Raw genomic sequence first — 22349 nt, 5'->3', positions numbered from 1 at the left:
TACCCCCTGATTTCCTGTCACGGAAAAGACGTACCACTCGCGCCGCCTATCAGCGCGGATGCTTGAAAAGCCCGATCACCCAACCTATCCCGCCCAGCAGCAGGGCGCCCTGCCAATCTCCCTGGAACAGCTCGATCAGCGCCAGGACGATCGCCACCAGCTGCGCACTGCGCACCGGGCTGACCGTCGCTGTGGGCTTGCGGTCATCCTGCTCTGACATGCGGCCTCCCGTCGCTGGCCCGATATCGTCATCAGGCGATGACAACGTCGCCCCATCGTTTCAGGAAAGCCTCAAGTAGAAAATACGACTTCCGTCCCCGAGCACCAGCAGGCACCAGCCCCGATCAGCTCATCGGGTCGTGTCAGGCGCCTCAAGCGCCAGCTGGCCCCAGAAGTGGCCGCTGCTGCGCGACAGCGTCGGGTCATTCATCAGGTAGCCAAAGGTGGCCATGGGGTCGAGATCGGCAAAGGTCTCGGGGTGCAACCAGCGCGCGATGGCCTCCAGCGCGACGATGGCATAGGGCCCCTGGTGGAAACCATGCCACAGCGCCATCACCCGGCCCTGCTTGACGGCATCCAGTGACTGCCAGCCGGGCAGTGTCTGCACCATACGCGCCAAGTCGTGCTGGATATCCTCACCCGAGATGCCGATGCCGGCGCGCAGGCCATCGCCCTTGGCCCACTGGCCGCCGGTATTGAGAATCGCCTCGGGCGGGTGTGCCAGCACCCACTCCTTGCTGAGGGTGGCACCGCTGACCGGCGCCAGTTCAGCGGCCAGATTGCGCCCGCCAGCCCGCGTGACCAGGTCCGCCACGCCGTTGTGCAGATTGGTACGACAGCAATCCACCTTCACGCCCGGTGCGATGTTGATCAGCACACGCGGCCGTTCGGTTATCGTTGCCAGACGTTCGTCAATCAGCGCCAGATGCGCCGCGATGGTGTCATCCACCTCGCGGGCACGCGCCTCGACACCGAGCACCTCGCCCAGCAGGCGCACGCTGACCGGAGCATCCTGCAACGGATGATGATTGAACTCGACATACAGATAGGGAGTGCCAACCTCGTCCAGCAGCGCCGCCAGCGGCGAGCCTTCGATACGTGAGCGCTGGGAGAGATCGAACAGCACCAGGTCCGGCGTCAGCGCCAGCAGGGCCTCGCCCTCGAGGCTCGGCGTCGAGGCGCGACTCAGCGCTGGCAGCGTGGCAAGTTGCGGCCAGCGCGCTTCGAGACGCGCGGTCATCGCCGGGTCAAATACCGCCAAGGGGTAGGCCCAGCCGACGATGCGCTCAAGCGGCGCATCCAATAGCGTCAACAGCGCATACAGCTGGCGCGGCTGGGCGAGGAAGATGCGCTGCGGTGAGGCCGCAAGCGTCACCTCGCGCCCGGCGAGATCCGTGACCTGGCGCGGAAAGCTGGCCCGGGTCTGCACCTTGGCGACCGGCTCGGCGGCATGGGCAAGGTTGCCCGGTGCGCTCGAGAAGGCGCCAGCGAAGACACTGGCGAGTGCCAGCAGGCAGGCACCTGCCAGTCTTCTGGGCTCGCTTCTGGGCTCAGTCTTGCGCACCGCCATCATCGTCTGGCTCCGGCATCGCGCGTGATATGGCCGATATCGGCGTGGGCCGAGTCGGCGACGCGGTCGGTGAGCACCACCGGATGGCCCAGCGAGCAGCTCTCGATACGCGCCTCGATGCCGTAGGCCTCGCGCAGATGCTCAGCGGTGATCACCTCACGCGGGGCTCCAGTGGCCAGCAGCCCGGAGGGCGCGAACAGGATGATCTGATCACAGAAACGCAGCGCCAGATTGATGTCATGCAGCGCGATCAGGCAGATGGCCTGCTGCTCCTGCACCACACCGCGCACGCCTTCGATCAAGGCCAGCTGCCAGCGCAGGTCCAGCGCACTGGTCGGCTCATCCAGCAGCAGCAGTTGTGGCTGGCGCACCAGCGCCTGGGCGAGACCGACCATCTGACGCTGGCCACCGGAGAGCGTGTCCATGCGCCGGAAGGCCAGCGAATGCAGCGACAGGCGCGCGAAGACCTGCTCGACCAGCGAATCCGTGGCCTCGCGGCTCAGTTCGGCACGCGCCGCGCGACAGGCACTGGCCACGGCTTCATAGGCGACCAGACTGGTCGGCTGCGGCAGCGTCTGCGGCAGGTAGCCGACATGACGCATGCGGTTTGCCCCGTGCAGCGACGACAGCGCAAGCTCGCCGAGGTGGATGTCGCCCTTGGCCGGACGCATGCCGGCAATCGCCTTGAGGAAGGTCGACTTGCCGACCGCATTCGGCCCGAGCACACCGACCAGTGAGCCCGCCGGCAGCGGTGGCAGGTCGAGTTGATCGAAGATCATGCGCCGCTGATAGCCGGTGGTCAGCTGCGAGATCTTCAAGGATGCTTGCGAATCAAAGACGTGATGGCTCATCCCTGCCCCCTGCGCTGTCCGAGCAGCAAGGCGAGGAAACAGGGGATACCGATCAACGAGGTCACGATCCCCACCGGCAGCACCAGTCCGGGTACCAGCGACTCACTGGCCGTGGCGGCCAAGGACAGCACCAGCGCGCCCGCCAGCGCACTGCCGGGCAGATAGAAGCGATGGTCTTCCCCCAGCGCCAGACGCGCCATGTGCGGCCCGACCAGACCGATGAAGCCGATGGTGCCGACAAAGGCCACTGCCACTGCCGCCAGCAGGCTGACGCGCAGCAGCGCCGTGCGGCGCAGACGAGTGACCGGCACGCCGAAGCTGCGCGCATGGTCTTCGCCGGCACGCAGCGCTGTCAGCGCCCAGGCACGCCGCATAGCAAAGGGCAGGCAGACGACCAGCACACTTGCGATGATCGCGACTCGCTCCCACGAGGCTTCCGACAGGCTGCCCATGGTCCAGAACACCAGCTGTTGCAGCGCATCGGGACTGGCCACGAACTGCACCAGCGCATTGACGGCGTTGAGCACGAAGACCAGCGCGATGCCGAACAGCACGATGACCTCGCGACTGGCGCCATACAGCGAGGCCACGGCATCGATGGCCAGAATCGACAGCGCCGCGAACACGAAGGCCATCAGTGCGATGGTGTAGCTGGGCGGCAGCCCCGGCAAGGCGACATCCAGGATGATGACCAGCGAGGCGCCAAGCGTCGCCGCGGCCCCCACGCCCAGTGTGAAGGGGCTGGCCAGGGCGTTGTTGAGCACGGTCTGCATCTCGGCGCCCGCAAGCCCCAGGGCTGCACCGACCAGCGCCGCCATCACCGCCGTCGGCAGACGAATCTGCCAGACGATGGCTCCATTGATCGGCCCGTGCGAGCCGGGATTGAAGAGTTCGCCCAGCAGATCAGACAGCGCGAGATCGGCAGGGCCGGTCATGATGTCGCCAAGGATGGCCAACAGCAGTGCCAGGCCCAGCGCGGCGAGAATCACCACACGTTTCCAGGCGAAGCGCCGGTATTGCTGGGCGAGCGTAGGCGACGACTCAGGCGCTGAGGCCTGAGCGTGCGCGGGGGGAGACATCGGACTTTTTTCAATCACCAGCAAGGTCTGCCACTAGGAGGAGGAAGTGAACTTCCATGCATCAGGGCCCACCGGAGCCGCCAGGCAGCTCGGCTATCAGCATGAATCATGCGCAGATGATAATGATTGACGCCTGCAGTCACAATGCGCACGGCCGCGACTGGCGATATGCGCGACTCGGCTCACGCCCATTCAACCCAGCCAGGCAGCGCCGCCAGTCCTTCCTACACCAGTTCTGCCCACACCCGCCCTGCTCACATCCGGCTCACATCCGGCTCACGCACGCTTCGGCAAATACCTGACTCAGAAAATGTCAGGCTCACAAAATGACAGACTCGGTGAACAGGCCGGCAAAAACTTGGTAGCGTCATGGCGGGTTGCTATGTTCAAGATTCGCTCGCCCTTTCTCTTGCCCAGGAGTCTGACATGGCCCGCCTCACTGCAAAGGATTTTGCTCCCGAGTTGCTGGAGCTGTACGACGGATATGTGCATGGCAACATCACTCGCCGCCAGTTTCTGGATCACGCGGCGGCCTTTGCCGTTGCGGGCATGACGGCCACCTCGATTCTGGCAAGCTTGAGCCCCGACTACGCGCTGGCTTCCCAGGTCGAGTTCACCGACCCCGACATCGTCGCCGAATACATCACCTACCCGTCCCCCGAGGGCCATGGCGAGGTGCGCGCCTATCTGGTGAAGCCCGCCAAGGTCAGCGGCCCGCTGCCGGGCGTGGTGGTGGTGCATGAGAATCGTGGCCTCAACCCCTATATCGAGGACGTGGCGCGCCGCGTGGCCAAGGCCGGCTATATCGCGCTGGCCCCGGATGGGCTGAGCTCGGTGGGCGGCTATCCGGGCAATGACCCCAGGGGCAAGGAGCTGCAGGCACAGGTAGACCCTGAAAAGCTGATGAACGACTTCTTCGCCGCCATCGATTACCTGATGAGCGAGGACCGCACCACCGGCAAGATCGGCATTACCGGCTTCTGCTACGGCGGGGGCGTCTCCAATGCCGCCGCCGTGGCCTATCCGGAGCTTGCCTGTGCCGTGCCCTTCTATGGCCGCCAGCCGCGCGCCGAGGAAGTCGCCGCCATCAAGGCCCCGCTGTTGCTGCACTATGCGGAGCACGATGAGCGCGTCAATGCCGGCTGGCCCGCCTATGAAGCCGCGCTGAAGGAGCACGACAAGGTCTATGAGGCCTACATCTACCCGGACACCCACCACGGCTTCCACAACGATTCGACGCCACGCTATGACGAACAGGCCGCCAAGCTCGCCTGGGACAGAACCCTTGCCTGGTTCGAGAAGTATCTGAGCTGACCTAAGACGGCACCAGGAAGACGGACTGACCGCCTCAAGACGACGAAGCCAGCCATCACGCTATCCCCGTGATGGCTGGCTTCGTCATTTTCGCGTGAGACCGAGACTGGTCTCTTCAGGCTCAGGCCTGATCAGTTCAGACCAGACCTATTCAGACTGATCTGTTCAGAACAGACCCGTTCTGAAAAAAACTCAGCTGCACAGCATGCCGCTGGCGACGATCTCGCTGAGCGTACCCTTGCCGATGCCGCTGATGCGGGTCAGTTGACCGCTGGAACTCCACGGACGCTGACGAATGATATCGGCGGCGCGTGCCGGCCCGATATTGGGCAGGCGATCCAGCTGATCGGCATTGGCGGTATTGAGGTCGATACAGGTCTGACTCGCCGAACTGGAGGCGTTGGATGCACGACTGGCCACCTCTGTGCCCGCCGCCTGCGACTGGCCGCCGTCCAGCGGCAGCAACGCCAGTGTCTCGCCGGTCACCGACAGATAGATCGGGGCGTGATCGGAGACATCGGCACGCGCCGCCTCATGACTGATACCCAGATAGTCCGGGAAACGGAACACATCGCCGCTGGCGCTGGGCCATTCGCTCGGCACATACCAGATGTTGTCGTAGAGCGAGGCATAGCGGCCATCGGTCTTGGAGAGCGTCGTCGCGCCCTCGGTGATCAGCGGGCGCAGGCCGAGGGTCCGCAGGCCTCCCCACGCAGGCTCATCCGGCGCCATGTTGAAATCGCCCATGATGATCGCCGGGGTGCCGGGCGAGATTTCCTTCATCAGGTCGTAGATATCCGCCAGCGCACGGATTTCCGGCGCGCGATCCGCCTTGCTGTCGCCGTAGACGATATGCACGTTGGCGGCGCTGAAGGCCCGCCCGCTGTCCTTCTCGACGAAGGTGGCCAGCAGCGGCTCGCGCGAGAACACATCCTCGGGGTCGAGATAGACGGTAGCCCCGCCCTGATAGGCGATCGTCTTGTCGCGATACAGATAGGCGTAGCGCTCGGTATAGGTACTGCGCCCGACCGCATGGCTGACCAGGCTGTCCCACTCATCGCCGGTCAGCGCCTCAAGCTGCTGCTCGAGCTCGCTGACGACCTCCTCCTTCATCACCTCCTGCAGGCCGATCAGGTCCATATGGCTCGCCACCGCCGCGACCTGCTCGAGATGCTTGCCGTTGTTCCAGCCGGCATGCTTGAGATTCCAGCTGGCGATCACCGCATCCGCCTGACTGCTGGCCGCAGCGCCCAGCAGAACGGACATCGTCAGTGCCATCACCACCCTTCTGGCGATGCGCTCAAGCCGAGAACCGCCAGACGGCTGCCGTCCGCGCGGGAGCTTGCTGCTGTTGCTCGTGCTGCTGTTGCCAGCGAAATCCAGGTGACTGCTGCTCGTATTGCTGACGCTACCGCGCTGACCTATCCGTATCACTGCGTGACCCTTGACTGATGACTCGCACACAAAAGACCGTAAGAGACTGTATCTTATGGACTTGTCGTCAAGGTTTATAGAACCACGATATTATTTATTATCCTTTGCGCGACTCTTGATAGATGACAGGGAGCTAGCGCGTCACGCCACCGTCAGCGCCGGACCTTGCCACTTGACCTTTCAGCGCCAGCTTTTACTCTCGAGCGCTGATGCTTCCTTTCTCCAGTCACGAGATCCCATGACTCCATCGTCATCCCTTTCTCCCGGCAGCCTGCTGAATCAGCTGCGCCAGACCACGCCGCTGGTGCACAACATCACCAATCACGTCGCGATGACGCCGACCGCCAATACCCTGCTGGCCATCGGTGCCTCGCCGCTGATGGCGCATGCACAGCAGGAAATTCAGGAGATCTCCGCCATCAGTGCGGCGCTGTCGATCAATATCGGCACCCTGTCACCCAGCTGGATCGAGGCCATGCAGCTGGCCGCGATGTGCGCCCACCGCGATGGCAAACCCTGGGTGCTGGACCCCGTCGGCATCGGCGCCTCCAGCCTGCGCCAGTATGCGTGCCGCGCGCTGCTGGAATATCGCCCCAGCGTGATTCGCGCCAATGCCTCCGAAGTGCTGGCGCTTGCCGGTGAGATGAATAAAGGCCGCGGCGTGGACAGCGGCGATGACGGTGAGGATGCGCTGGAGCGCGCCAGTCGGGCCGCCGTCGCGCTGGCACGCGCGCAGAACTGCGTGGTGGCGATGACCGGTCGTGTCGATGTCGTCACCGATGGCCAGCGGCAAATCACGGTGCAGGGTGGTCATGCGCTGATGGGCCGCATCACTGCCATGGGCTGCGCGTTGAGCAGCGTGGTCGCCGCCTTCCTCGCCGCCTCCCTCGTCGGGCATGACGACACTCTGCACGCCACCGCCGCCGCGCTGGCCTGTTACGCCGAGGCCGGTGAGACGGCGGGGCAGTCGGCGCAAGGCCCGGGCAGCTTCGTGCCACGCTTCATGGATGCCCTGTATACTCTCGACGCCGATTCCACCCCGCTAGCCTCTCGTCTGGAGCTGACCGATGTCACTTGATCTATCCCTTTACCTGGTCACCGACCCCGCGCTGTGCGCAGAGCGCGGCCTGGAAGCCACCGTGATGGCCGCCGTGCGCGGCGGCGTCAGTGTCGTGCAGCTGCGCGACAAGCACGCCAGCGACGAGGAGATGATCGCCCAGGCCATCCGCCTCAAGGCGCTGCTGGACGAGTACGAGGTGCCGCTGATCATCAATGACCGCATCGAGGTCGCGCTGGCCAGTGGCGCCGATGGCCTGCACATCGGTCAGAGCGATGGCGACCCGGTCGAGGCGCGTGGCCGTCTCGGCGAGGACGCCTTGATCGGCCTGTCGGTCCAGACGCTTGAGCAGCTCAAGGCCGTCGATGTCGAGCGCATCGACTACCTCGGCCTCGGCCCGGTATATGCCACCCCGACCAAGCCGGATCATGCCGCGCCGCTGGGCATCGAGGGGCTCACGCAGCTTGTGCGCTCAAGCCCGCTGCCGACGGTCGCCATCGGCGGCATCTCGCTGGCCAATGCCGGCGAAGTCATGACCAGCGGCACCGACGGCCTCGCCGTCGTCTCGGCGCTGTGCAGTGCCGAAGACCCCGCCGAGGCCGCCCAGCAATTCTTGGCGCAGTATCCTTTCTGATCAAAGATGAGCTGAACTGAACTGAGCTGAATCGCTCGGATCGATCCGAGCCTGCCAGTCACAGCAACGCCCGCCATGGTCAGCCATGGCGGGCGTTGTCGTCTTTGCTACCTGAGCGGCTTGAGCTGATTGAACTGATTGAGCGGATCAGCTGGTCGCCAGGTCACTCTCGGCATTCGCCACCAGCGCGAACTCCTCCTCGGCGGTCTTCGCCACCAACCGATGACGGCTGAAGATGGCGTAGTAGGCGATGCCCACCACGAACAGCACCAGGGTGTAATTGAAGGCTCGCGGATCGAAGGCATAGACCCCGGTCAGCGCGATCAGCGAGAGCACCAGCGCGATGGCGGACGTCACGATGCCGCCCGGCGTGCGATAGGGACGTGCCAGCGCCGGTTGACGCAGGCGCAACAGGATGTGGCTGGCCGCCATCAGCGCGTAGGAAACTGTCGCCCCCACCACCGCCATGCCCAGGATCAGATCGCCCTCGCCGGTCAGCGAGACCAGGAACCCGAAGATGCCCGGCACCACCAGCGCCCAGGTCGGCGCCTTGCGCTTGCTGGTCAGCGACAGCGTCTTGGGCAGATACCCGGCCCGCGACAGCGCGAAGACCAGACGGCTGTAGCCATAGATGATCGAGAAGAACGACGCCACCAGCCCCGCCAGGGCCAGCACATTGACCAGTGTCGCCAAGCCCTCGCTGCCGGTGGCCTTGAGGGCATCCACCAGCGGCACGGCGCTGCTGCCGATTGCCTCGGCACCTGCGGCACCGGCCAGCAGGAAGACGACCAGCACGGCGGTGAACATCAGAAACAGCATGGCGCCGATGATGCCGCGCGGGACATCACGGGCCGGATTGCGCGATTCCTCCGCCGCCAGCGGCACCCCTTCCACGGCCAGAAACAGCCACATGCCGAAGGGCAGCGCCGCCCAGATGCCATACCAGCCATTGGGCATGAAGTCGCTGGCCCCCCAGGCGTCGGTCGGTGCGATGTCGAACAGGCGACTGCTGTCGAAGTCACCGATCAGCGCGACGGCGGTGGCGATGATCGCGAACACGGCCAGGCCGCTGATCACCATCATCACCTTGAGCGCCTCGCCGACCCCCGCCAGATGAATGCCGATGAACACCAGATAGAAGATGGCGTAGATGATCGGGCCATTGATGCCCAGCAACGATTCCACCGCGCTGCCGATGAAGATGACGATGGCCGCGGGGGCCAGCGCATATTCGATCAGCACGGCAAGACCGGTGAGGTAGCCGCCTGCCGGCCCCATCGCCTGGCGGGCGAAGCTGTAACCGCCGCCGGCAGCCGGAATGGCCGCGGACATTTCCGCCAGCGACAGCACGAGTGCCAGATACATGATGCCCATCAAGAGCGCGGCGATCGCGAAGCCGCCCCAGCCCGCCTCGCCGATGCCGAAATTCCAGCCGGCGAAATCGCCGGAAATCACGTAGGAGACCCCGAGGCCCGCCAGCAGGACCCAGCCTGCCGTCCCTTTCTTCAATTGGCGCCTGGCCAGATAGTCCTGCTCATTCGTGTCGTGATTCGTGTCGCGAGTCATGGTGCCGCCTTGTATGCCTCAGGCATTTGTCATTGTTGGATCGGGAGATTCCCGCTGCTGCGCTGCCGTCCCATCAGGACAGCAGGAAGTTCTGGATACCGGTGCCGCCTTCCAGCGCCGTCTCGCCGCTTCTGTCCTTGAGGCCCACGCCGGTGAGGCCGAGCTTGCGTGCCTCACGCAGCAGGTAGTGCAGACGCTGGGCGGCCATGGCGAAGTCGAGCCCTGCCGGGCGCACGTTGGAGATGCAGTTGCGGCTGGCATCGCTCAGGCCGACGCGCGGCTGCCAGGTCAGATAGAGCCCGAGGCTGTCCGGAGAGCTGAGGCCGGGACGCTCGCCGACCATCACCAGCACTGCACGAGCCTTGAGTAGCTCGCCGACTTCATCGCCAATCGCGACCCGCCCCTGCTCCACCACGCAGATCGGCGCCAAAGACCAGGCATCCGGCCCGTCTTCGGCAAGCGCCTCCAGCAGTGCCGCGATGAAGGGAGCGGCATTGCTCTGCACCGCCAGAGACGAGAGCCCATCGACGACCACGATGGCCAGATCGGCAGGCTGGGCGTCGAGGGCGGACAACTGCTGACGCGACGACTCATCGAGACGCCGGCCGTAATCGGGGCGTTGCAGGTAGGTGGTGCGATCCACAGCGCGACTGTGCAGTCGCTGGATCTGCGGAGCATTCTCGAGCGCTGTGAGCTGATTGAGGTCCTCGATCAGTCGAGGAATCTCCAGCGGCAGGTGGACGGCGTCCTGGGCGCGGGCGTGCGCCAGCTGGAATTCCAGCGAACGATTGGTCGGCAGACTGATGCCGGCACGGCCAAGGCCGATGCGCGCATCCGTGAACTGGCCAAGCCGCTGCCAGGGATTGGGCGTGACGATGGCATCGGGTTCCAGGCTGCGCGAGATCGCGTCAGCAGAGGGCTGGTCAGGGTTCATGCGTCACCTCCTGTCACCTGACGCAGTGAATTGGCGAAGCGGTCGGGCATTTCACTTGGCAGCGCCTGGGTGGCGACATCGGTGAAGATCTGCATCTCCTCGAGCCAGGCGGCGAATTCCAGCGCCGGCCCCAAACCCAGCACCCGCCGTGCATAGAGAGCATCGTGGAAGGAAGTGGTCTGATAATTGAGCATGATGTCATCCGAGCCGGGGATGCCCATGATGAAGTTGCAGCCCGCCACCCCGAGCAGCGTCAGCAGAGTATCCATGTCGTTCTGATCAGCATCGGCATGATTGGTGTAGCAGATGTCACAGCCCATCGGCAGGCCCAAAAGCTTGCCGCAGAAGTGGTCCTCGAGGCCGGCGCGGATGATCTCCTTGCCATTGAACAGATACTCGGGGCCGATGAAGCCGACCACGGTATTGACCAGCAGCGGCGAGTACTTGCGCGCCACCGCATAGGCGCGCGCCTCGCAGGTCTGCTGGTCCAGGCCGTGATGGGCATCGGCGGACAGCGCACTGCCCTGGCCGGTCTCGAAATACATCACGTTGTCGCCCACCGTGCCGCGCTTGAGCGACAGCGCAGCCTGCTGCGCCTCCGCCAGCACGGAAAGCTCGACACCGAAGCTCTCGTTGGTGGCCTGGGTGCCGCCGATGGACTGGAAGACAAGATCCACCGGGGCACCCTGCTCGATGCACTCGAGGGTATTGGTGACGTGGGTCAGCACGCAGGACTGGGTGGGGATCGCGTACTTCTGGATCACCTCATCCATCAGACGCATCAGCTTGATGCTCTGAGCCACGTTGTCGGTGGCCGGGTTGATGCCGATCACGGCGTCGCCGTTGCCGTAGAGCAGGCCATCGAGAATGCTGGCCGCGATGCCGGTGACGTCATCGGTGGGATGATTGGGCTGCAGGCGGGTCGAGAGATGGCCGCTCTTGCCGATGGTATTGCGAAAGGCGGTGACCACCTCGCACTTCTTCGCGACCAGAATCAGGTCCTGATTGCGCATCAACTTGCTGACCGCGGCGGCCATTTCGGGGGTGATGCCGGCGCGCACCTGCGCCAGCAGCGCGGGGGTCGCGAGGTCACTCAGCAGCCAGTTGCGGAAGTCGCCGACGGTGAGGTGCGCGATCGGCAGGAACGCCACCGGATCATGCTCATCGATGATCAAGCGGGTGATGTCGTCCTGTTCGTAGGGAATCAGCACGTCTTCGAGGAAGGTCTTGAGGGGCAACTCCGCCAGACACAGCTGAGCGACGACTCGCTCCTCGGCGGTTTCCGCGATCACGCCAGCAAGACGATCTCCGGAGCGGGCGGGCGTCGCCTTAGCCATCAGCTCGGCCAGATTGGCAAAACGATGGACTTGACTGCCCAGGGTATAACGGTACTCGCGGCTCATGGGAAATTCCTTGCCCTGACGGATGTCATTTCATATCAGTCGTTTTGCAGGAATCACGCCAATCTCCCTCCATGCCTCTTTGGTCCTGCATACGCCTTGAAGCCGCATTGCGTAGGCCTGCGCCCGCACCACTGTGGTGCATGAAGGCGTTCCCCCTCGGTGCAGTGCGTCGCGGGCATCAGCCGCGTGCGCCCCCCAGCTCCATGATGATCGCCTCGCGCTGCTTGAGCGAGGCCACTCCCGCATCGCCCAGCTTGCTGGCCACCTCGCTGAGCAGACCTTCGGCGAGAAACATGAAGGCGCTCATGCTGTTGCTGTAGAAGAGGCTGTGATTGGTCACATGGAAGCTGTAGCGCGCCAGGGGCTCCAGCGGAGAGCTGGCCGAATCGGTCAGCGCGATCACCTCGACCCCACGCTTCACCGCCACCTCGGCGCAGGCCACCACGCTTGGGGTATAGGGGAAGCAACTGGCCACCACCAGCACGTCACCGGCCGACAGCTGGGCCAGTGCATCGGCCACGCCCTGACGACTGGCATCCAGCGGTGCCACGTCCGGGCGCAGCATGCCCAGCCCATAGGCCATGAACAGCGCCAGGGAATTGAACTGACGCATGCCGTGCAGACGCACGCGCGGCGCCTCGGCCAGCAAGGTGGTCGCGGCCTCGAAGGCCGCGGCGTCCACCCTCTCCAGCATGCTGAGGATGTTGGCGCTCTCCTGACGCCCCAGCCGCGCAAGCTGGGCCATGGCGCTGCTATCGGCGTCTCGCGCCAGCAGCTGCGAGGCCTGCTGGCTGTAGAAATGCTCACCATCCGTCACCGCCTGGCGAAAGACATCCTGAAACCTGCTGAAGCCCTCGTAGCCCAGCCGCTGAGCCAGACGCGAGAAGGTCGAGGCATTCACGCCGGTCAACTCCGCCAGCTGGCTGATGGAAGACACCGCCGTGCGTTGCGGGGACTCGATCAGCACCGCCAGCACGCGCCGGGAACTCGCGCCGAGACGAATCTCCACCTCACGACGATCGATCGCCGCCAGCAACTGCTTCAACCCCTCCAGGGTCTCCGGCGGCGAGTCAGGGGATGCGGGCCCGGGGGCTCGGGAGGATGGGGGCATGGGATACCTCCTTGGCAAGGGACAGGACAGATGGCGGCAACGGTAGCATCTCTGGCCGGTCGAGTCCGAAGGCACAAGCGACCATATGCAATTATTTATTGCACAAAATTCAAATGCACTACATATTTGCATTACGTCTTCGCACCCCTGCCGCCACGGAGCCCGCATGAGCCACGTACTGCATCGCAACCTCAATCAGGAGTATCCCACCGCCGTGAAGGGCGAGGGCCCCTACATCGTCGATCGCGAGGGTCGCCGTTATCTGGATGCCAGCGGTGGCGCGGCCGTGTCATGCCTGGGGCACAGCGACGAGGCGGTGGCGCAGGCCATCAAGGATCAGGTCAGCCAACTGGCCTACGCGCACACCTCGTTTTTCACCAGCGACCCGATGGAGCAGCTGGCCGACTTCCTCATCGAACGCGCCCCCGCTGGACTCGACTCCGTCTACTTCGTCTCCGGTGGCTCGGAAGCGGTCGAGGCGGCACTCAAGCTGGCCCGTCAGTATTTCGTCGAGATCGGCCAGCCCCAGCGCAAGCATCTGATCGCGCGGCGCCAGAGCTATCACGGCAATACGCTGGGCGCGCTGGCCACCGGCGGCAATGCCTGGCGGCGTCAGCAATTCGAGCCGCTGCTGATCAACGTCAGCCACGTCAGCCCCTGCTACGCCTATCGGGACCAGCAGCCCGACGAGACGCCCGAGGCGATGGGCATTCGTCTCGCCGCGGAGCTTGAGGCGGAAATCCTGCGCCTGGGCGCCGACAACGTGATGGCCTTCGTGGCCGAGCCGGTGGTCGGTGCCACCCTAGGCGCCGTCACCGCGGTACCGGGCTACTTCAAACGCATCCGCGAGGTCTGTGATCGCTACGGCGTGCTGCTGATTCTCGACGAGGTGATGTGCGGCATGGGACGTACCGGCAGTCTGTTCGCCGCCGAGCAGGAAGGTGTCACGGCGGACCTGATCACCATCGCCAAGGGCCTGGGCGCCGGCTACCAGCCGATCGGCGCGACCCTGGTCAGCCAGCGCATTCGTGACGCCATCGCCAATGGCTCCGGCTTCTTCCAGCACGGCCATACCTACATCGGCCACGCCACTGCCTGTGCCGCGGCGCTGGCGGTCCAGCAGACCATCGAAGCCCGCGACCTGCTCACACGCGTCAATTTCCTCGGCGAGGGGCTCAAGGCGCGCCTGAACGAGCGCTTCGCGCATCACCCCCATGTCGGCGACATCCGCGGTCGCGGCCTCTTCCAGGGGCTGGAGCTGGTGGCGGATCGCGATTCCAGAAAGCCCTTCGACGCCTCCCTCAAGCTGCATGCGCGCCTCAAGAAGGCCGCCATGGCCGAAGGCCTGATGTGCTATCCGATGGGCGGCACCCTCGATGGCCGCCAGGGCGATCACATCCTGCTGGCACCGCCGTTCATTCTGCAGGAGTCGCATCTGGACGAGATCACCGCCAAGCTGGGGCGTGCCATCGATACCACCCTTGCCAGCCTGTGACGGCTCAGCTGCAGGCACATTGCCTACCCCACGATCTTTGAATGGATTTGAATGGAGTGACTTTCATGGCGATCACATCGCGCCTGACCGAACTGGATGACGCCAGCATGAGCACGGCTCAGCGCGAGGTGCTGGCCGAGATTCTCAGCGGCCCGCGCGGCAATCTGGACGGCCCCTTCCTGGCCTGGATCCACAGCCCCGAGCTTGCCAGTCATGCCCAGCGCCTCGGTGCCTTCTGCCGCTACGCCACCGGCCTTGAGCTGCGCCTCAGCGAGCTGGCGATTCTCACCACGGCGGTGTGGTGGAAATCCCAGGCTGAATGGCAGATTCACGCGCCGATTGCCGAGCAGGCCGGCCTCGCGCCCGAGATCATCACGGCGCTGCGCGAGGAGCGTGAACCCGCGTTTGAACAAGACGATGAGCGGTTGGTCTATCGCATCACCCGCGCCCTCTACGCCGAACAGCGCGTCGATGATGCCCTTTACGGCGAGGCCGTCGCGATGTTTGGCGAAACCGTGGTGGTGGAGCTGGTCGGGGTGCTGGGCTATTACGCCCTGGTGGCGATGACGCTGAATGTCTTCGCCGTCCGGCGTGGTGATGACATCCCGCTGCCCTTCGAGGAGCCGAGCCGATCTTGAAACGCGTGTCTTGAAGGGCCTGGATAGCGCCACGCCCGGAACGCTTGAGTACGACACGCCCGGTAACCGCGCGCTTGCCGAGCTGTCGCCCGCGAGGCATGCTCGAAAGGCCCCTTCTGCGCCCCGGCCACCCCCGGGGCGTGCGTCATTGCGGCGCGAATACCTCGATGACGACGCTTCGATATCGACGCCAGGATGACAACACCTCGATAACAACACCTCGATAACAACACCTCGATAACAACACCTCGATAACAACACCTCGATAACAACAAGATGACCACAAGGTGAGCGATCAATGAGTGATAGCGAACACACGGAAGTGGCGGTGATCGGCGCAGGCGCCGTGGGTGTCGCCTGCGCCCTGTGGCTGCGGCGCAGCGGCCACGAGGTGACGATGATCGAACGCGAAGGCATCGCCAGCGGCACCTCCTTCGGCAATGCCAGCACCCTGGCGGATTACGGCTGCCTGCCCATCGCCCGTCCGGAAATCTGGCGCAGCATGCCGTCGCTGCTGCTGTCGCCTGACTCACCTTTCGTCATCGACTGGAAATGCCTGCCCAGGCTCTCGCCGTGGTTGATGCGCTTCATGGGCCAGTGCAACGCCACTCGCTTTCGCGCCAACAGCGAGATGCTGGCCCAGCTGCTCAGCCATACCTACACGGACTACCAGCCGCTGCTGGACGATGCCCCCGCCGCCGCCGCGATGATTCAGCGCAAGGGCTGCCTGTATGCCTACGGCAAGGCCGAGAACCTGCAGGCCGCACAGGGCGATATCCGACTGCGCGACCAGCTCGGCATTCACCAGCAGGTGCTGACGGCGGACGAGCTGATCGCGCTGGAACCCGCCATGGAAGGCCACACCGCGGGTGGCGTGCTGTTCCCCTCCTCCTGTCACCTCGATGACCCGCAGGTGTTCATCGACACCCTGGCCACCCCACTGCGCGAAGAGGGCCGAATCGTCAGCGCCGAGGTCACCCGCCTGAGCCGTCGGGCCTCCGGCATGCTGCTGGAGTACGCCGATGGCCGGCGACTCATGGCGGACAGAGTGGTGCTGGCAGCCGGGGCCTGGTCGGCACAGCTGGCCCGCCAGATCGGCGACCGGATTCCGCTGGATACCGAGCGTGGCTATCACATCGAATTCGATCTCGAGCAATCACCGCTCAACCGCCCGACCTGCCCGGTGGAAAGCGCCTTCTACATGTCGCCACTGCACAGTGCCGAGGGTGCGCGCCTGCGCGTGGCCGGCACCGTGGAGCTGAGCTCGCTTGCGGGGCCGGCCAACCCGGCCCGTTTCGACTATCTGGAAAGCCGGGTGCGCAAGGTGCTGGGAATTGACGCCCCGGCGGCCCGGCGCTGGCTGGGCTTTCGTCCCACCCTGCCCGATTCCGTACCGGTGATCGGCCCGTCACTCAATGAGCCACGCGTGATCCATGCCTTTGGCCATCAGCATATCGGGGTGACACTGGCAGGCGTGACTGGCCGCCTGGTCAGCGAATGTTTAGCCAAAGGCTCACCAGAGTGGATCACGCCCTGCTCTGCGGCTCGATTTTGACACTCTGGGAGGATTCACGAGGCATCCGCGATGCGGGTTCGACCGGAGGTCAGGCGCTCCAGCAACTGCTGCCACTCACCGCACAGGGTGTCCGCATCAAAGCGCGCGGCATTGTCGCGTGCCAGCAGGGACATCTCGCTGCGACGAGCTTCATCCGTGATCAGATCACGGATCTCGCGCGCCAGAGCCTCATCGTCCTCGACATCCACCAGCACGCCGCTGCCGCCGGCCAGGATTTCGGCAGGCCCGGTCTCACAGTCTGTCGAGACCACCGGCAAGCCGAAGGATTGCGCTTCCAGCAGTGTCATCGGCAGCCCCTCCCAGCGTGAGCTCATCACGTACAACGCCGCCCGCTGATACTCCTTTTCCACCTGTGAGGTGCGGCCCACGAAGACGACGCTGTCACTCAGGCCCAGTGTCCAGGCCTGGGCCTTGAGGTCATTTTCGTCCTTGCCCCAGCCGACGATGCGCAGCCGCCAGTCAGGGTGGACCGACACGACCTTGTGCCAGGCGTTCAGCAGCACATCGAAGCCCTTCTGCTCCGTCAGGCGCCCGACGGCAAGCACGGTACGCGACGCTGCGCTCTCCTCGCTGGGCTTGGGGAAGTGCGGCACCGGATTCCAGATCGCGCCGACCTTGTCGCGGATGCGATAACGCGCTCGCCAGGCCTCGGCATCCCGCTCAGTGAGCACCACGATGGCGTCGGCCAGGCGCACGGCGGTGGAGCGCCCCACCGAACGCAGGCGTGAACCATGATCGGTGGCGAGGTTGAAATGCTCCCAGCAGATGATTCGAGCGCGCTGGAACGAGGCCCACGGCGCACAGAAGGCGAACAGGATCGAATCCACCAGCACCACTACATCGGCCTGTTGATGTCGGACCTTGGTCAGCAGCGCCGAACTGATGCCCAGCGAACGTCGGGCCCCGCCTCTGGCTTCCTTCAGATTCAGGCAACAGGTCGTGATGCTGTCCTCTAGGGAAAACGAACTGGTCGCTGGCCCGAACAGACTCGCGATCATCACGTCATGACCCGAGCGCGCCAGTCCGCTGGCGATTTCGCATGTGACACGTTCCGTGCCTCCGTCGCTGGAAAGATTACCGACGACAAACAGAATCTTCATTGGTTCATGCGCTCCACAGGGAAATGCTCGCCGCGAGGCACCCGTCAGCAGGCGAGATATCGCCTTGCTTGATCGAAATGCTCAACTGCGGCGCAGAAAAAACCCGCCACCGACGAGGGTCGATGGCGGGAGATAGGGGGTATGACATGAAGCGGTGCGATCTAGCGCAGGAACGGTCGCGCAAAACGGCTGACAGCAAGACGAGCGGCGGTCACCACGTCTTGACCGCTTCATGAAGAAAAATGCCTCAGGCATTTTTTGGGAAGACGGTACGTCAGCAAGACAGCACGTTAGAAAGAAAATGCGCCAGCAAAACAGCGCGTCAGCAAGACAGCGCGTCAGCAGGACAGCGCGTCAGCAGGACAGCGCGCCAGCAGGACAGCGCGCCAGCAGGACAACACGGCAAGAGGAGCGTGCGCGGGGAGCTGATACGAAAAGCGAGCTCGGAAAGCGAGTTCGAAAAGCGAGAGTGGCAAGCGGCCTGAGCGCTGAACGAACACTGCCAGGCATCATGCGAGATGCCAGCTCAACGCGTCTTGCCCACCCCCGCCTTCCGAGAAGCACGCTTGTCCTGAATCATGGTGAGCGTACAACGCGCGCCGTGGCATGGGTGATGAAGAGATAAATCCAATGCCGGCGCGCCAGGCTCAGCTCGATAGCTCAATGCTGGCACCTGAAGACAGGATCAGCGGCCAGCCATCGGGTGCGATGACTCAGCGTCCTGCTGGCTCGTCCGGCTGGCAGTGATGGCCTCAGTCGAGACGCGATGAATGATGCCGCAGTCTTCACAGTGATAGAGCGGCGCCTTGCCGGCCAGTCGCTGCCACCAATGGCGTTTTACGCGGTGTACGCTGGCGCCCCCGCATTGGGCGCAGAAACGATATCCACTCATGACGACATTCTGCTCTCTGTTGATGGTGTTCACGGGCATCCTTCCCTTTGATAACGATCGATCGCGTTCCAGCGAGACGGCCTGTTCAGCGACACGCGGTGTGTCATTGCCAGAAGAAGCACTGCCCCGACCGATTGAGCTCTCCAGGCAGGCGCCTGTCACTCTCACTCGCGGGGCCATTATGCGCGTTAAATCCAGCAGCAGTTCCTGATATTTGCCCAACTGTCGAGAACGATTTTCTTCATCTTCCTGACGAAAATCCAACGGTGTCAATATGTTAGCGTCCCGCTTCAGGCGGTAGCGAGTACTGACTTACGCAACTCGATATCCAGTGTGTGCTGCAGACAGCCCAGATAGGCACGCACCACGATCTGCTGATCAAATTCACGCTCGATACGCACGCGTGCCGCCTGCCCCGCCTCCATCAATGCCGCATGCGACATGTCCAGACAGCCCTGCATCTGCTGCTCAAGAGACTCGACATTGGCCGCTTCGCACAGCCAGCCAGTGACACCGGGATTGACCGAGCTGCGACAGCCCGGCACATCACTGACGATCGCCGGACGCCCCATCGAGGCCGCCTCCAGTACCGTGCGCGGCATGCCTTCCCGGTACGACGGCAGCACCAGCACATTGGCCTCGGCCAGGAAGGGGCGTACATCCCGCTGTTCGCCCAGGTAGTGCAATACGCCGCGCTCGCGCCAGGCAGCGATTTCCTCATCGCTGATCGCGGTGCGATTGCTGATTCCCGACGGGCCGATCAACCAGAAGCGTGCCTGCGGATAACGCTCATGCAGACGCTCGGCCGCCGTCACGTATTCCCGCACCCCCTTGTCGCCGATCAGGCGTGCGACCATCACGAAGGTCAGCGGTGGCGTCTGCGGTTGCGGCGCAAAGGCGAAGCGTTGCGGGTCGATACCGGCGCCGGGCAGCACGACAGACGGCGTGGACTTCTGCAGCCCGAGGCGCATGAACAGGCGTTGGTCATCGCGGTTCTCGAAGAACACGCAACGCGCGCCACGGTTGGCGAAGCCATACAGCGCCCGTACCCGACGAAACAGCCAGCTGTCATGTATGAAGGCGGTGCCCAACCCCGAGACGTTGTTGGTATAGGGGATCTTGAGCAGCCGACACGCCAGCCCCGAATAGACATTGGCCTTGATGGTGAAGTTGAGAACATAGCGTGGCTTGAGTTTCAGCAATGTCCCCAGCAGCGCCAAAAGGCTCTTGCCCTCACCGATCAGCGAGGTGCCCTTGCCTTCCATGCCCAGCGCACGATGCTCGACCTTGAGCTCGTCCACCAGGTACGCGCTATGCGCATCGGTGGGCGCAAGGCACACCACGCGATAACCCGAATCACGCAGCCCTTCGATGACGCCGCGATGGAAGTTGTAGAGAAAGAACGACGAGTTGGAGACCAGCACCACCGTGGAGGGCTGTGCGTCACGTGTTGGCATGGGGCATTCCTTGCGTGTCATGCGAAGAAGAACATGCGCGAGCATGAGCCCGCGCGACCGGAAGCATCCGGGAGAGAAACCTTGAATAAGGGGAGCCATCGACAAGAGAAACGATCGAGAAGCGACACCAGCGCGAAAGGAAAGACGTCGTGCCTCAATCCAGCAGCTCAGGCCGGCAACTCAGTCCAGCAACTCGTTCCAGCAGCTCAGTCCAGCAACGCAGGCCGGCGTTGCTGCTGCCACAGCCGCACCAGCCCTGTGTCATGCGCCATGCACACCACATAGATGACCAGGAACGGGAAGCGATAGCGCACCGCGGTGCCGTAGTTGAAGACGACCAGCCCATAGATGGTGAAGGCGCCGATCAGATACAGCAGCCAGAAGAGCGTCTTCTCACGCTGGACCTGCCAGCACTTGAGGGTCAGCCAGACGAGGAAGGCGACCACCAGCAGGTTCTCTCCCGACTGGATCAACTGCAGCGCATTGGCGGCTTCCCAAGGCAATGGCTTGATCAGGAAATAGAGCGCGCCTTGGATTCCCGTCACCACGAAGTCCCCGAAGCCCTGAATGACCTCTACATCCTCGATCTTGCCGCCATCCTCCAGATACATGGCCGCGCGGAAGAAGTTGATCTGGTCCACCGCCAGCGGATAGATGACCAGCACACTGGCGGCCAGCCCGACCAGCAACCAGCAGAATCGCTTGGTCGACAGGCCCTGACGGCTGACATCGTAGAGGAGATAGATGCCGAGGAAGATCAGCATGATCAGAGCGTTCTGGAACTTGATGATCCATAACGGCAACAGGAAGATCAGCGCCCACATCGGCCGGCGTTCGATGGCCAGCAGGAAGCTGCCCAGCATGAAGCCGGTGACCAGGGTGTCGCGCAGGCTCAGTGAGCTGTAGAGCACCAGGCTCGGGTAGCACAGCACGAACAGCAGTACCGCATGGGAGATGATGCCGCGGCGAATCAGCACCATCAGCGCGCCGATATAGAGGAACTTGTTGAAGAAGCCTAGGCTGGTGATGGTTTCCGCCAGCGGCAACGGCAACAGCGCCAGAAATCCCGACGAGACCGAGACGGTCAGGGAGTGGTCCATCGCTCCCCAGTCCATGCTGCGCATGGCCAATACCTGCTCCCAGTAGCGGAACTGGTCCGGCATGTACTCGGCATCGAACAGCACATTGTTCAACAGGTACGGCACCGCACTGCTCAGACTCAGGATGATCGCGACATTGCGCGTCACCCAACCACGCAGAAAGCCCACCATCACCAGTACCAGACAGACGAGCAGGTTGGGCAGGTCGAGCAGAATGTGTTCCATGGAAAGACTTATTCTCGTGCGCCGCTGTTGGCCAGTTCGGCCTGCAGACTGGCGGATGACATGAGGGGCGCGGACGCGCCGGTATCAGCGCTGGTGGCCTGCCGACTCACCACGCCAGAGGTATCGAGGGACGGCGAGGACTGCGCGAGGCCAGCCGCAGCACCCCCGCTGCTGACCTGCCAGCCTTGGGACGAGAAGGGTGACGCGCCCTCGACCTCGGCTGCCGACAGCATCAGCGACAGGCACTGCATCAATTGATGCTCGCTCAGCGCGCCCGTCTCCTCATCAGGGGCCAACGGCAACGTCACGACGCGCGTTGCCTCGATACCGCCCTCGTGGCGTGCCTGGCAGCCGGCTTCATCGCTTTCGACCAGCACCAGTGCCGCATGCGGATACTTGAGCGCCATTCTGCGCCTCAGGCCCCGCGCCTTGCTGCCCGCCGCCACCAGTTCAGTGGCCGGTGTCACGGCATGATGCGCAATCACCGGCACGCGCCAACGATCCAGACGGCGCGCCTTGAGCACATTGAGGTTGGCTTCCAGACCGCTGGACAACAGGAAACACGGGCGATGACGCGCCAGATAGCGCGTCAGAGCCAGCACGCCCGTCAACTCACTGTGCACGCCCAGCTCTACCAGCCGCACCCCATGTGCCAGACCTTCGATCAACTCCTCATGGGCCTGGGGCACGATGAGGTCCACCTCGTGACCCAGGCGCGTCAGCCCCGCCGCCAACGCCAGCATCTGGCGAGTCTCGAGGGTCATCTGCCGTGCCACGACCAAAAGCGCCATCCGATGCGTCTTCATTGCCACTCCTTCGCCAGTGTTAGCCTTGAGCCAGGCTTGATCGAGTCAATACACGATGACCGCCATGCCATCTGCGCATGGTGGTCATCGTCAGCCCCACTTCCTTC

Annotated in this window: 20 protein-coding genes; 6 read left to right on the top strand and 14 right to left on the bottom strand. The window is 63.9% G+C overall.

What is annotated here, in order from left to right; genetic code table 11:
* Positions 1-49: 49 nt before the first annotated feature.
* The 4 genes from IZU87_RS12590 to IZU87_RS12575 all read right to left on the bottom strand — a co-directional run bounded on the left by IZU87_RS12590 (position 50) and on the right by IZU87_RS12575 (position 3500).
* Complete coding sequence (locus tag IZU87_RS12590; RefSeq protein WP_160317865.1) at positions 50-220, bottom strand: hypothetical protein; 171 nt, start codon at positions 218-220, stop codon at positions 50-52.
* A gap of 129 nt (positions 221-349) precedes the next feature.
* The gene (locus tag IZU87_RS12585) at positions 350-1573 is read right to left on the bottom strand and encodes an ABC transporter substrate-binding protein (protein ID WP_249330592.1); all 1224 of its coding nucleotides are present in this window, start codon (positions 1571-1573) and stop codon (positions 350-352) included.
* Positions 1570-2421, bottom strand: coding sequence for an ABC transporter ATP-binding protein (locus IZU87_RS12580; RefSeq protein WP_153636179.1), 852 nt, complete (start codon positions 2419-2421; stop codon positions 1570-1572). The genes IZU87_RS12585 and IZU87_RS12580 overlap by 4 nt, the downstream gene beginning before the upstream one ends.
* Positions 2418-3500 carry a FecCD family ABC transporter permease gene (locus tag IZU87_RS12575; RefSeq protein ID WP_213114745.1) on the bottom strand — a complete coding sequence of 361 codons (1083 nt, stop codon included), beginning with the start codon at positions 3498-3500 and terminating at the stop codon, positions 2418-2420. Before IZU87_RS12575 ends, IZU87_RS12580 begins: the two co-directional genes overlap by 4 nt.
* Before the next feature lie 426 nt (positions 3501-3926).
* Here IZU87_RS12575 and yghX point away from each other — a divergent pair, with 426 nt between their 5' ends.
* The gene (gene yghX / locus IZU87_RS12570; RefSeq protein WP_213114744.1) at positions 3927-4814 is read left to right on the top strand and encodes a YghX family hydrolase; all 888 of its coding nucleotides are present in this window, start codon (positions 3927-3929) and stop codon (positions 4812-4814) included.
* A 192-nt stretch (positions 4815-5006) separates the two neighbouring features.
* Here the strand turns inward: yghX and IZU87_RS12565 are convergent, their stop codons facing one another.
* Complete coding sequence (locus IZU87_RS12565) at positions 5007-6092, bottom strand: endonuclease/exonuclease/phosphatase family protein (RefSeq protein ID WP_249330591.1); 1086 nt, start codon at positions 6090-6092, stop codon at positions 5007-5009.
* 394 nt (positions 6093-6486) lie between these two features.
* Between IZU87_RS12565 and thiM the strand changes: the two genes are divergently transcribed.
* The gene (gene thiM / locus IZU87_RS12560) at positions 6487-7326 is read left to right on the top strand and encodes a hydroxyethylthiazole kinase (protein WP_213114743.1); all 840 of its coding nucleotides are present in this window, start codon (positions 6487-6489) and stop codon (positions 7324-7326) included.
* On the top strand, positions 7316-7939 hold the full coding sequence (gene thiE / locus IZU87_RS12555; RefSeq protein ID WP_213114742.1) for a thiamine phosphate synthase: 624 nt from the start codon (positions 7316-7318) through the stop codon (positions 7937-7939). The genes thiM and thiE overlap by 11 nt, the downstream gene beginning before the upstream one ends.
* A gap of 147 nt (positions 7940-8086) precedes the next feature.
* On the opposite strand, the gene eat is transcribed toward thiE, so the two are convergent.
* From eat to IZU87_RS12535, 4 genes are all read right to left on the bottom strand, one after another.
* Entirely contained in the window at positions 8087-9505 is a 1419-nt protein-coding gene (eat, locus tag IZU87_RS12550; protein ID WP_153636184.1) for an ethanolamine permease, read from the bottom strand.
* Between the two features lie 73 nt (positions 9506-9578).
* Positions 9579-10439 carry an ethanolamine ammonia-lyase subunit EutC gene (eutC, locus tag IZU87_RS12545; RefSeq protein WP_213114741.1) on the bottom strand — a complete coding sequence of 287 codons (861 nt, stop codon included), beginning with the start codon at positions 10437-10439 and terminating at the stop codon, positions 9579-9581.
* Positions 10436-11842 (bottom strand): ethanolamine ammonia-lyase subunit EutB, encoded by a 1407-nt coding sequence (locus IZU87_RS12540; protein WP_213114740.1) that lies wholly within the window; start codon positions 11840-11842, stop codon positions 10436-10438. The genes eutC and IZU87_RS12540 overlap by 4 nt, the downstream gene beginning before the upstream one ends.
* Positions 11843-12020: 178 nt before the next feature.
* Entirely contained in the window at positions 12021-12953 is a 933-nt protein-coding gene (locus IZU87_RS12535; protein ID WP_213114739.1) for a MurR/RpiR family transcriptional regulator, read from the bottom strand.
* A 166-nt stretch (positions 12954-13119) separates the two neighbouring features.
* On the opposite strand from IZU87_RS12535, the gene IZU87_RS12530 reads away from it, so the two are divergent.
* The 3 genes from IZU87_RS12530 to IZU87_RS12520 all read left to right on the top strand — a co-directional run bounded on the left by IZU87_RS12530 (position 13120) and on the right by IZU87_RS12520 (position 16641).
* Complete coding sequence (locus IZU87_RS12530; RefSeq protein WP_213114738.1) at positions 13120-14448, top strand: aspartate aminotransferase family protein; 1329 nt, start codon at positions 13120-13122, stop codon at positions 14446-14448.
* Between the two features lie 65 nt (positions 14449-14513).
* Entirely contained in the window at positions 14514-15086 is a 573-nt protein-coding gene (locus tag IZU87_RS12525; RefSeq protein ID WP_213114737.1) for a carboxymuconolactone decarboxylase family protein, read from the top strand.
* A gap of 298 nt (positions 15087-15384) precedes the next feature.
* Positions 15385-16641 carry an NAD(P)/FAD-dependent oxidoreductase gene (locus tag IZU87_RS12520; RefSeq protein ID WP_213114736.1) on the top strand — a complete coding sequence of 419 codons (1257 nt, stop codon included), beginning with the start codon at positions 15385-15387 and terminating at the stop codon, positions 16639-16641.
* Between the two features lie 14 nt (positions 16642-16655).
* Here the strand turns inward: IZU87_RS12520 and IZU87_RS12515 are convergent, their stop codons facing one another.
* The 5 genes from IZU87_RS12515 to IZU87_RS12495 all read right to left on the bottom strand — a co-directional run bounded on the left by IZU87_RS12515 (position 16656) and on the right by IZU87_RS12495 (position 22242).
* Complete coding sequence (locus IZU87_RS12515; RefSeq protein ID WP_213114735.1) at positions 16656-17762, bottom strand: glycosyltransferase family 4 protein; 1107 nt, start codon at positions 17760-17762, stop codon at positions 16656-16658.
* Between the two features lie 685 nt (positions 17763-18447).
* Positions 18448-18927 (bottom strand): hypothetical protein, encoded by a 480-nt coding sequence (locus tag IZU87_RS12510; RefSeq protein WP_213114734.1) that lies wholly within the window; start codon positions 18925-18927, stop codon positions 18448-18450.
* A gap of 17 nt (positions 18928-18944) precedes the next feature.
* On the bottom strand, positions 18945-20111 hold the full coding sequence (locus IZU87_RS12505) for a glycosyltransferase family 4 protein (protein WP_213114733.1): 1167 nt from the start codon (positions 20109-20111) through the stop codon (positions 18945-18947).
* A gap of 206 nt (positions 20112-20317) precedes the next feature.
* Positions 20318-21436, bottom strand: coding sequence for a hypothetical protein (locus IZU87_RS12500; protein ID WP_052384903.1), 1119 nt, complete (start codon positions 21434-21436; stop codon positions 20318-20320).
* Between the two features lie 8 nt (positions 21437-21444).
* The gene (locus IZU87_RS12495) at positions 21445-22242 is read right to left on the bottom strand and encodes a glycosyltransferase family 4 protein (RefSeq protein ID WP_213114732.1); all 798 of its coding nucleotides are present in this window, start codon (positions 22240-22242) and stop codon (positions 21445-21447) included.
* Positions 22243-22349 lie beyond the last annotated feature (107 nt).

This window comes from Cobetia sp. MC34 (genome assembly GCF_018340035.1).
Classification (GTDB): Bacteria; Pseudomonadota; Gammaproteobacteria; order Pseudomonadales; family Halomonadaceae; genus Cobetia; species Cobetia amphilecti.
Note: the sequence above shows the minus strand (reverse complement) of the source record. Positions and strands in the feature narration are given on the sequence as shown.

Coding starts and splice junctions, on each gene's coding strand:
- IZU87_RS12580 (WP_153636179.1), bottom strand. CDS start 2,421: ATGAGCCATCACGTCTTTGATTCGCAAGCATCCTTGAAGATCTCGCAG.
- eat (WP_153636184.1), bottom strand. CDS start 9,505: ATGACTCGCGACACGAATCACGACACGAATGAGCAGGACTATCTGGCC.
- yghX (WP_213114744.1), top strand. CDS start 3,927: ATGGCCCGCCTCACTGCAAAGGATTTTGCTCCCGAGTTGCTGGAGCTG.
- IZU87_RS12505 (WP_213114733.1), bottom strand. CDS start 20,111: ATGCCAACACGTGACGCACAGCCCTCCACGGTGGTGCTGGTCTCCAAC.
- IZU87_RS12500 (WP_052384903.1), bottom strand. CDS start 21,436: ATGGAACACATTCTGCTCGACCTGCCCAACCTGCTCGTCTGTCTGGTA.
- IZU87_RS12525 (WP_213114737.1), top strand. CDS start 14,514: ATGGCGATCACATCGCGCCTGACCGAACTGGATGACGCCAGCATGAGC.
- IZU87_RS12575 (WP_213114745.1), bottom strand. CDS start 3,500: ATGTCTCCCCCCGCGCACGCTCAGGCCTCAGCGCCTGAGTCGTCGCCT.
- IZU87_RS12530 (WP_213114738.1), top strand. CDS start 13,120: ATGAGCCACGTACTGCATCGCAACCTCAATCAGGAGTATCCCACCGCC.
- IZU87_RS12590 (WP_160317865.1), bottom strand. CDS start 220: ATGTCAGAGCAGGATGACCGCAAGCCCACAGCGACGGTCAGCCCGGTG.
- IZU87_RS12540 (WP_213114740.1), bottom strand. CDS start 11,842: ATGAGCCGCGAGTACCGTTATACCCTGGGCAGTCAAGTCCATCGTTTT.
- thiE (WP_213114742.1), top strand. CDS start 7,316: ATGTCACTTGATCTATCCCTTTACCTGGTCACCGACCCCGCGCTGTGC.
- eutC (WP_213114741.1), bottom strand. CDS start 10,439: ATGAACCCTGACCAGCCCTCTGCTGACGCGATCTCGCGCAGCCTGGAA.
- IZU87_RS12515 (WP_213114735.1), bottom strand. CDS start 17,762: ATGAAGATTCTGTTTGTCGTCGGTAATCTTTCCAGCGACGGAGGCACG.
- IZU87_RS12585 (WP_249330592.1), bottom strand. CDS start 1,573: ATGATGGCGGTGCGCAAGACTGAGCCCAGAAGCGAGCCCAGAAGACTG.
- IZU87_RS12565 (WP_249330591.1), bottom strand. CDS start 6,092: ATGGCACTGACGATGTCCGTTCTGCTGGGCGCTGCGGCCAGCAGTCAG.
- IZU87_RS12495 (WP_213114732.1), bottom strand. CDS start 22,242: ATGAAGACGCATCGGATGGCGCTTTTGGTCGTGGCACGGCAGATGACC.
- IZU87_RS12535 (WP_213114739.1), bottom strand. CDS start 12,953: ATGCCCCCATCCTCCCGAGCCCCCGGGCCCGCATCCCCTGACTCGCCG.
- IZU87_RS12520 (WP_213114736.1), top strand. CDS start 15,385: ATGAGTGATAGCGAACACACGGAAGTGGCGGTGATCGGCGCAGGCGCC.
- thiM (WP_213114743.1), top strand. CDS start 6,487: ATGACTCCATCGTCATCCCTTTCTCCCGGCAGCCTGCTGAATCAGCTG.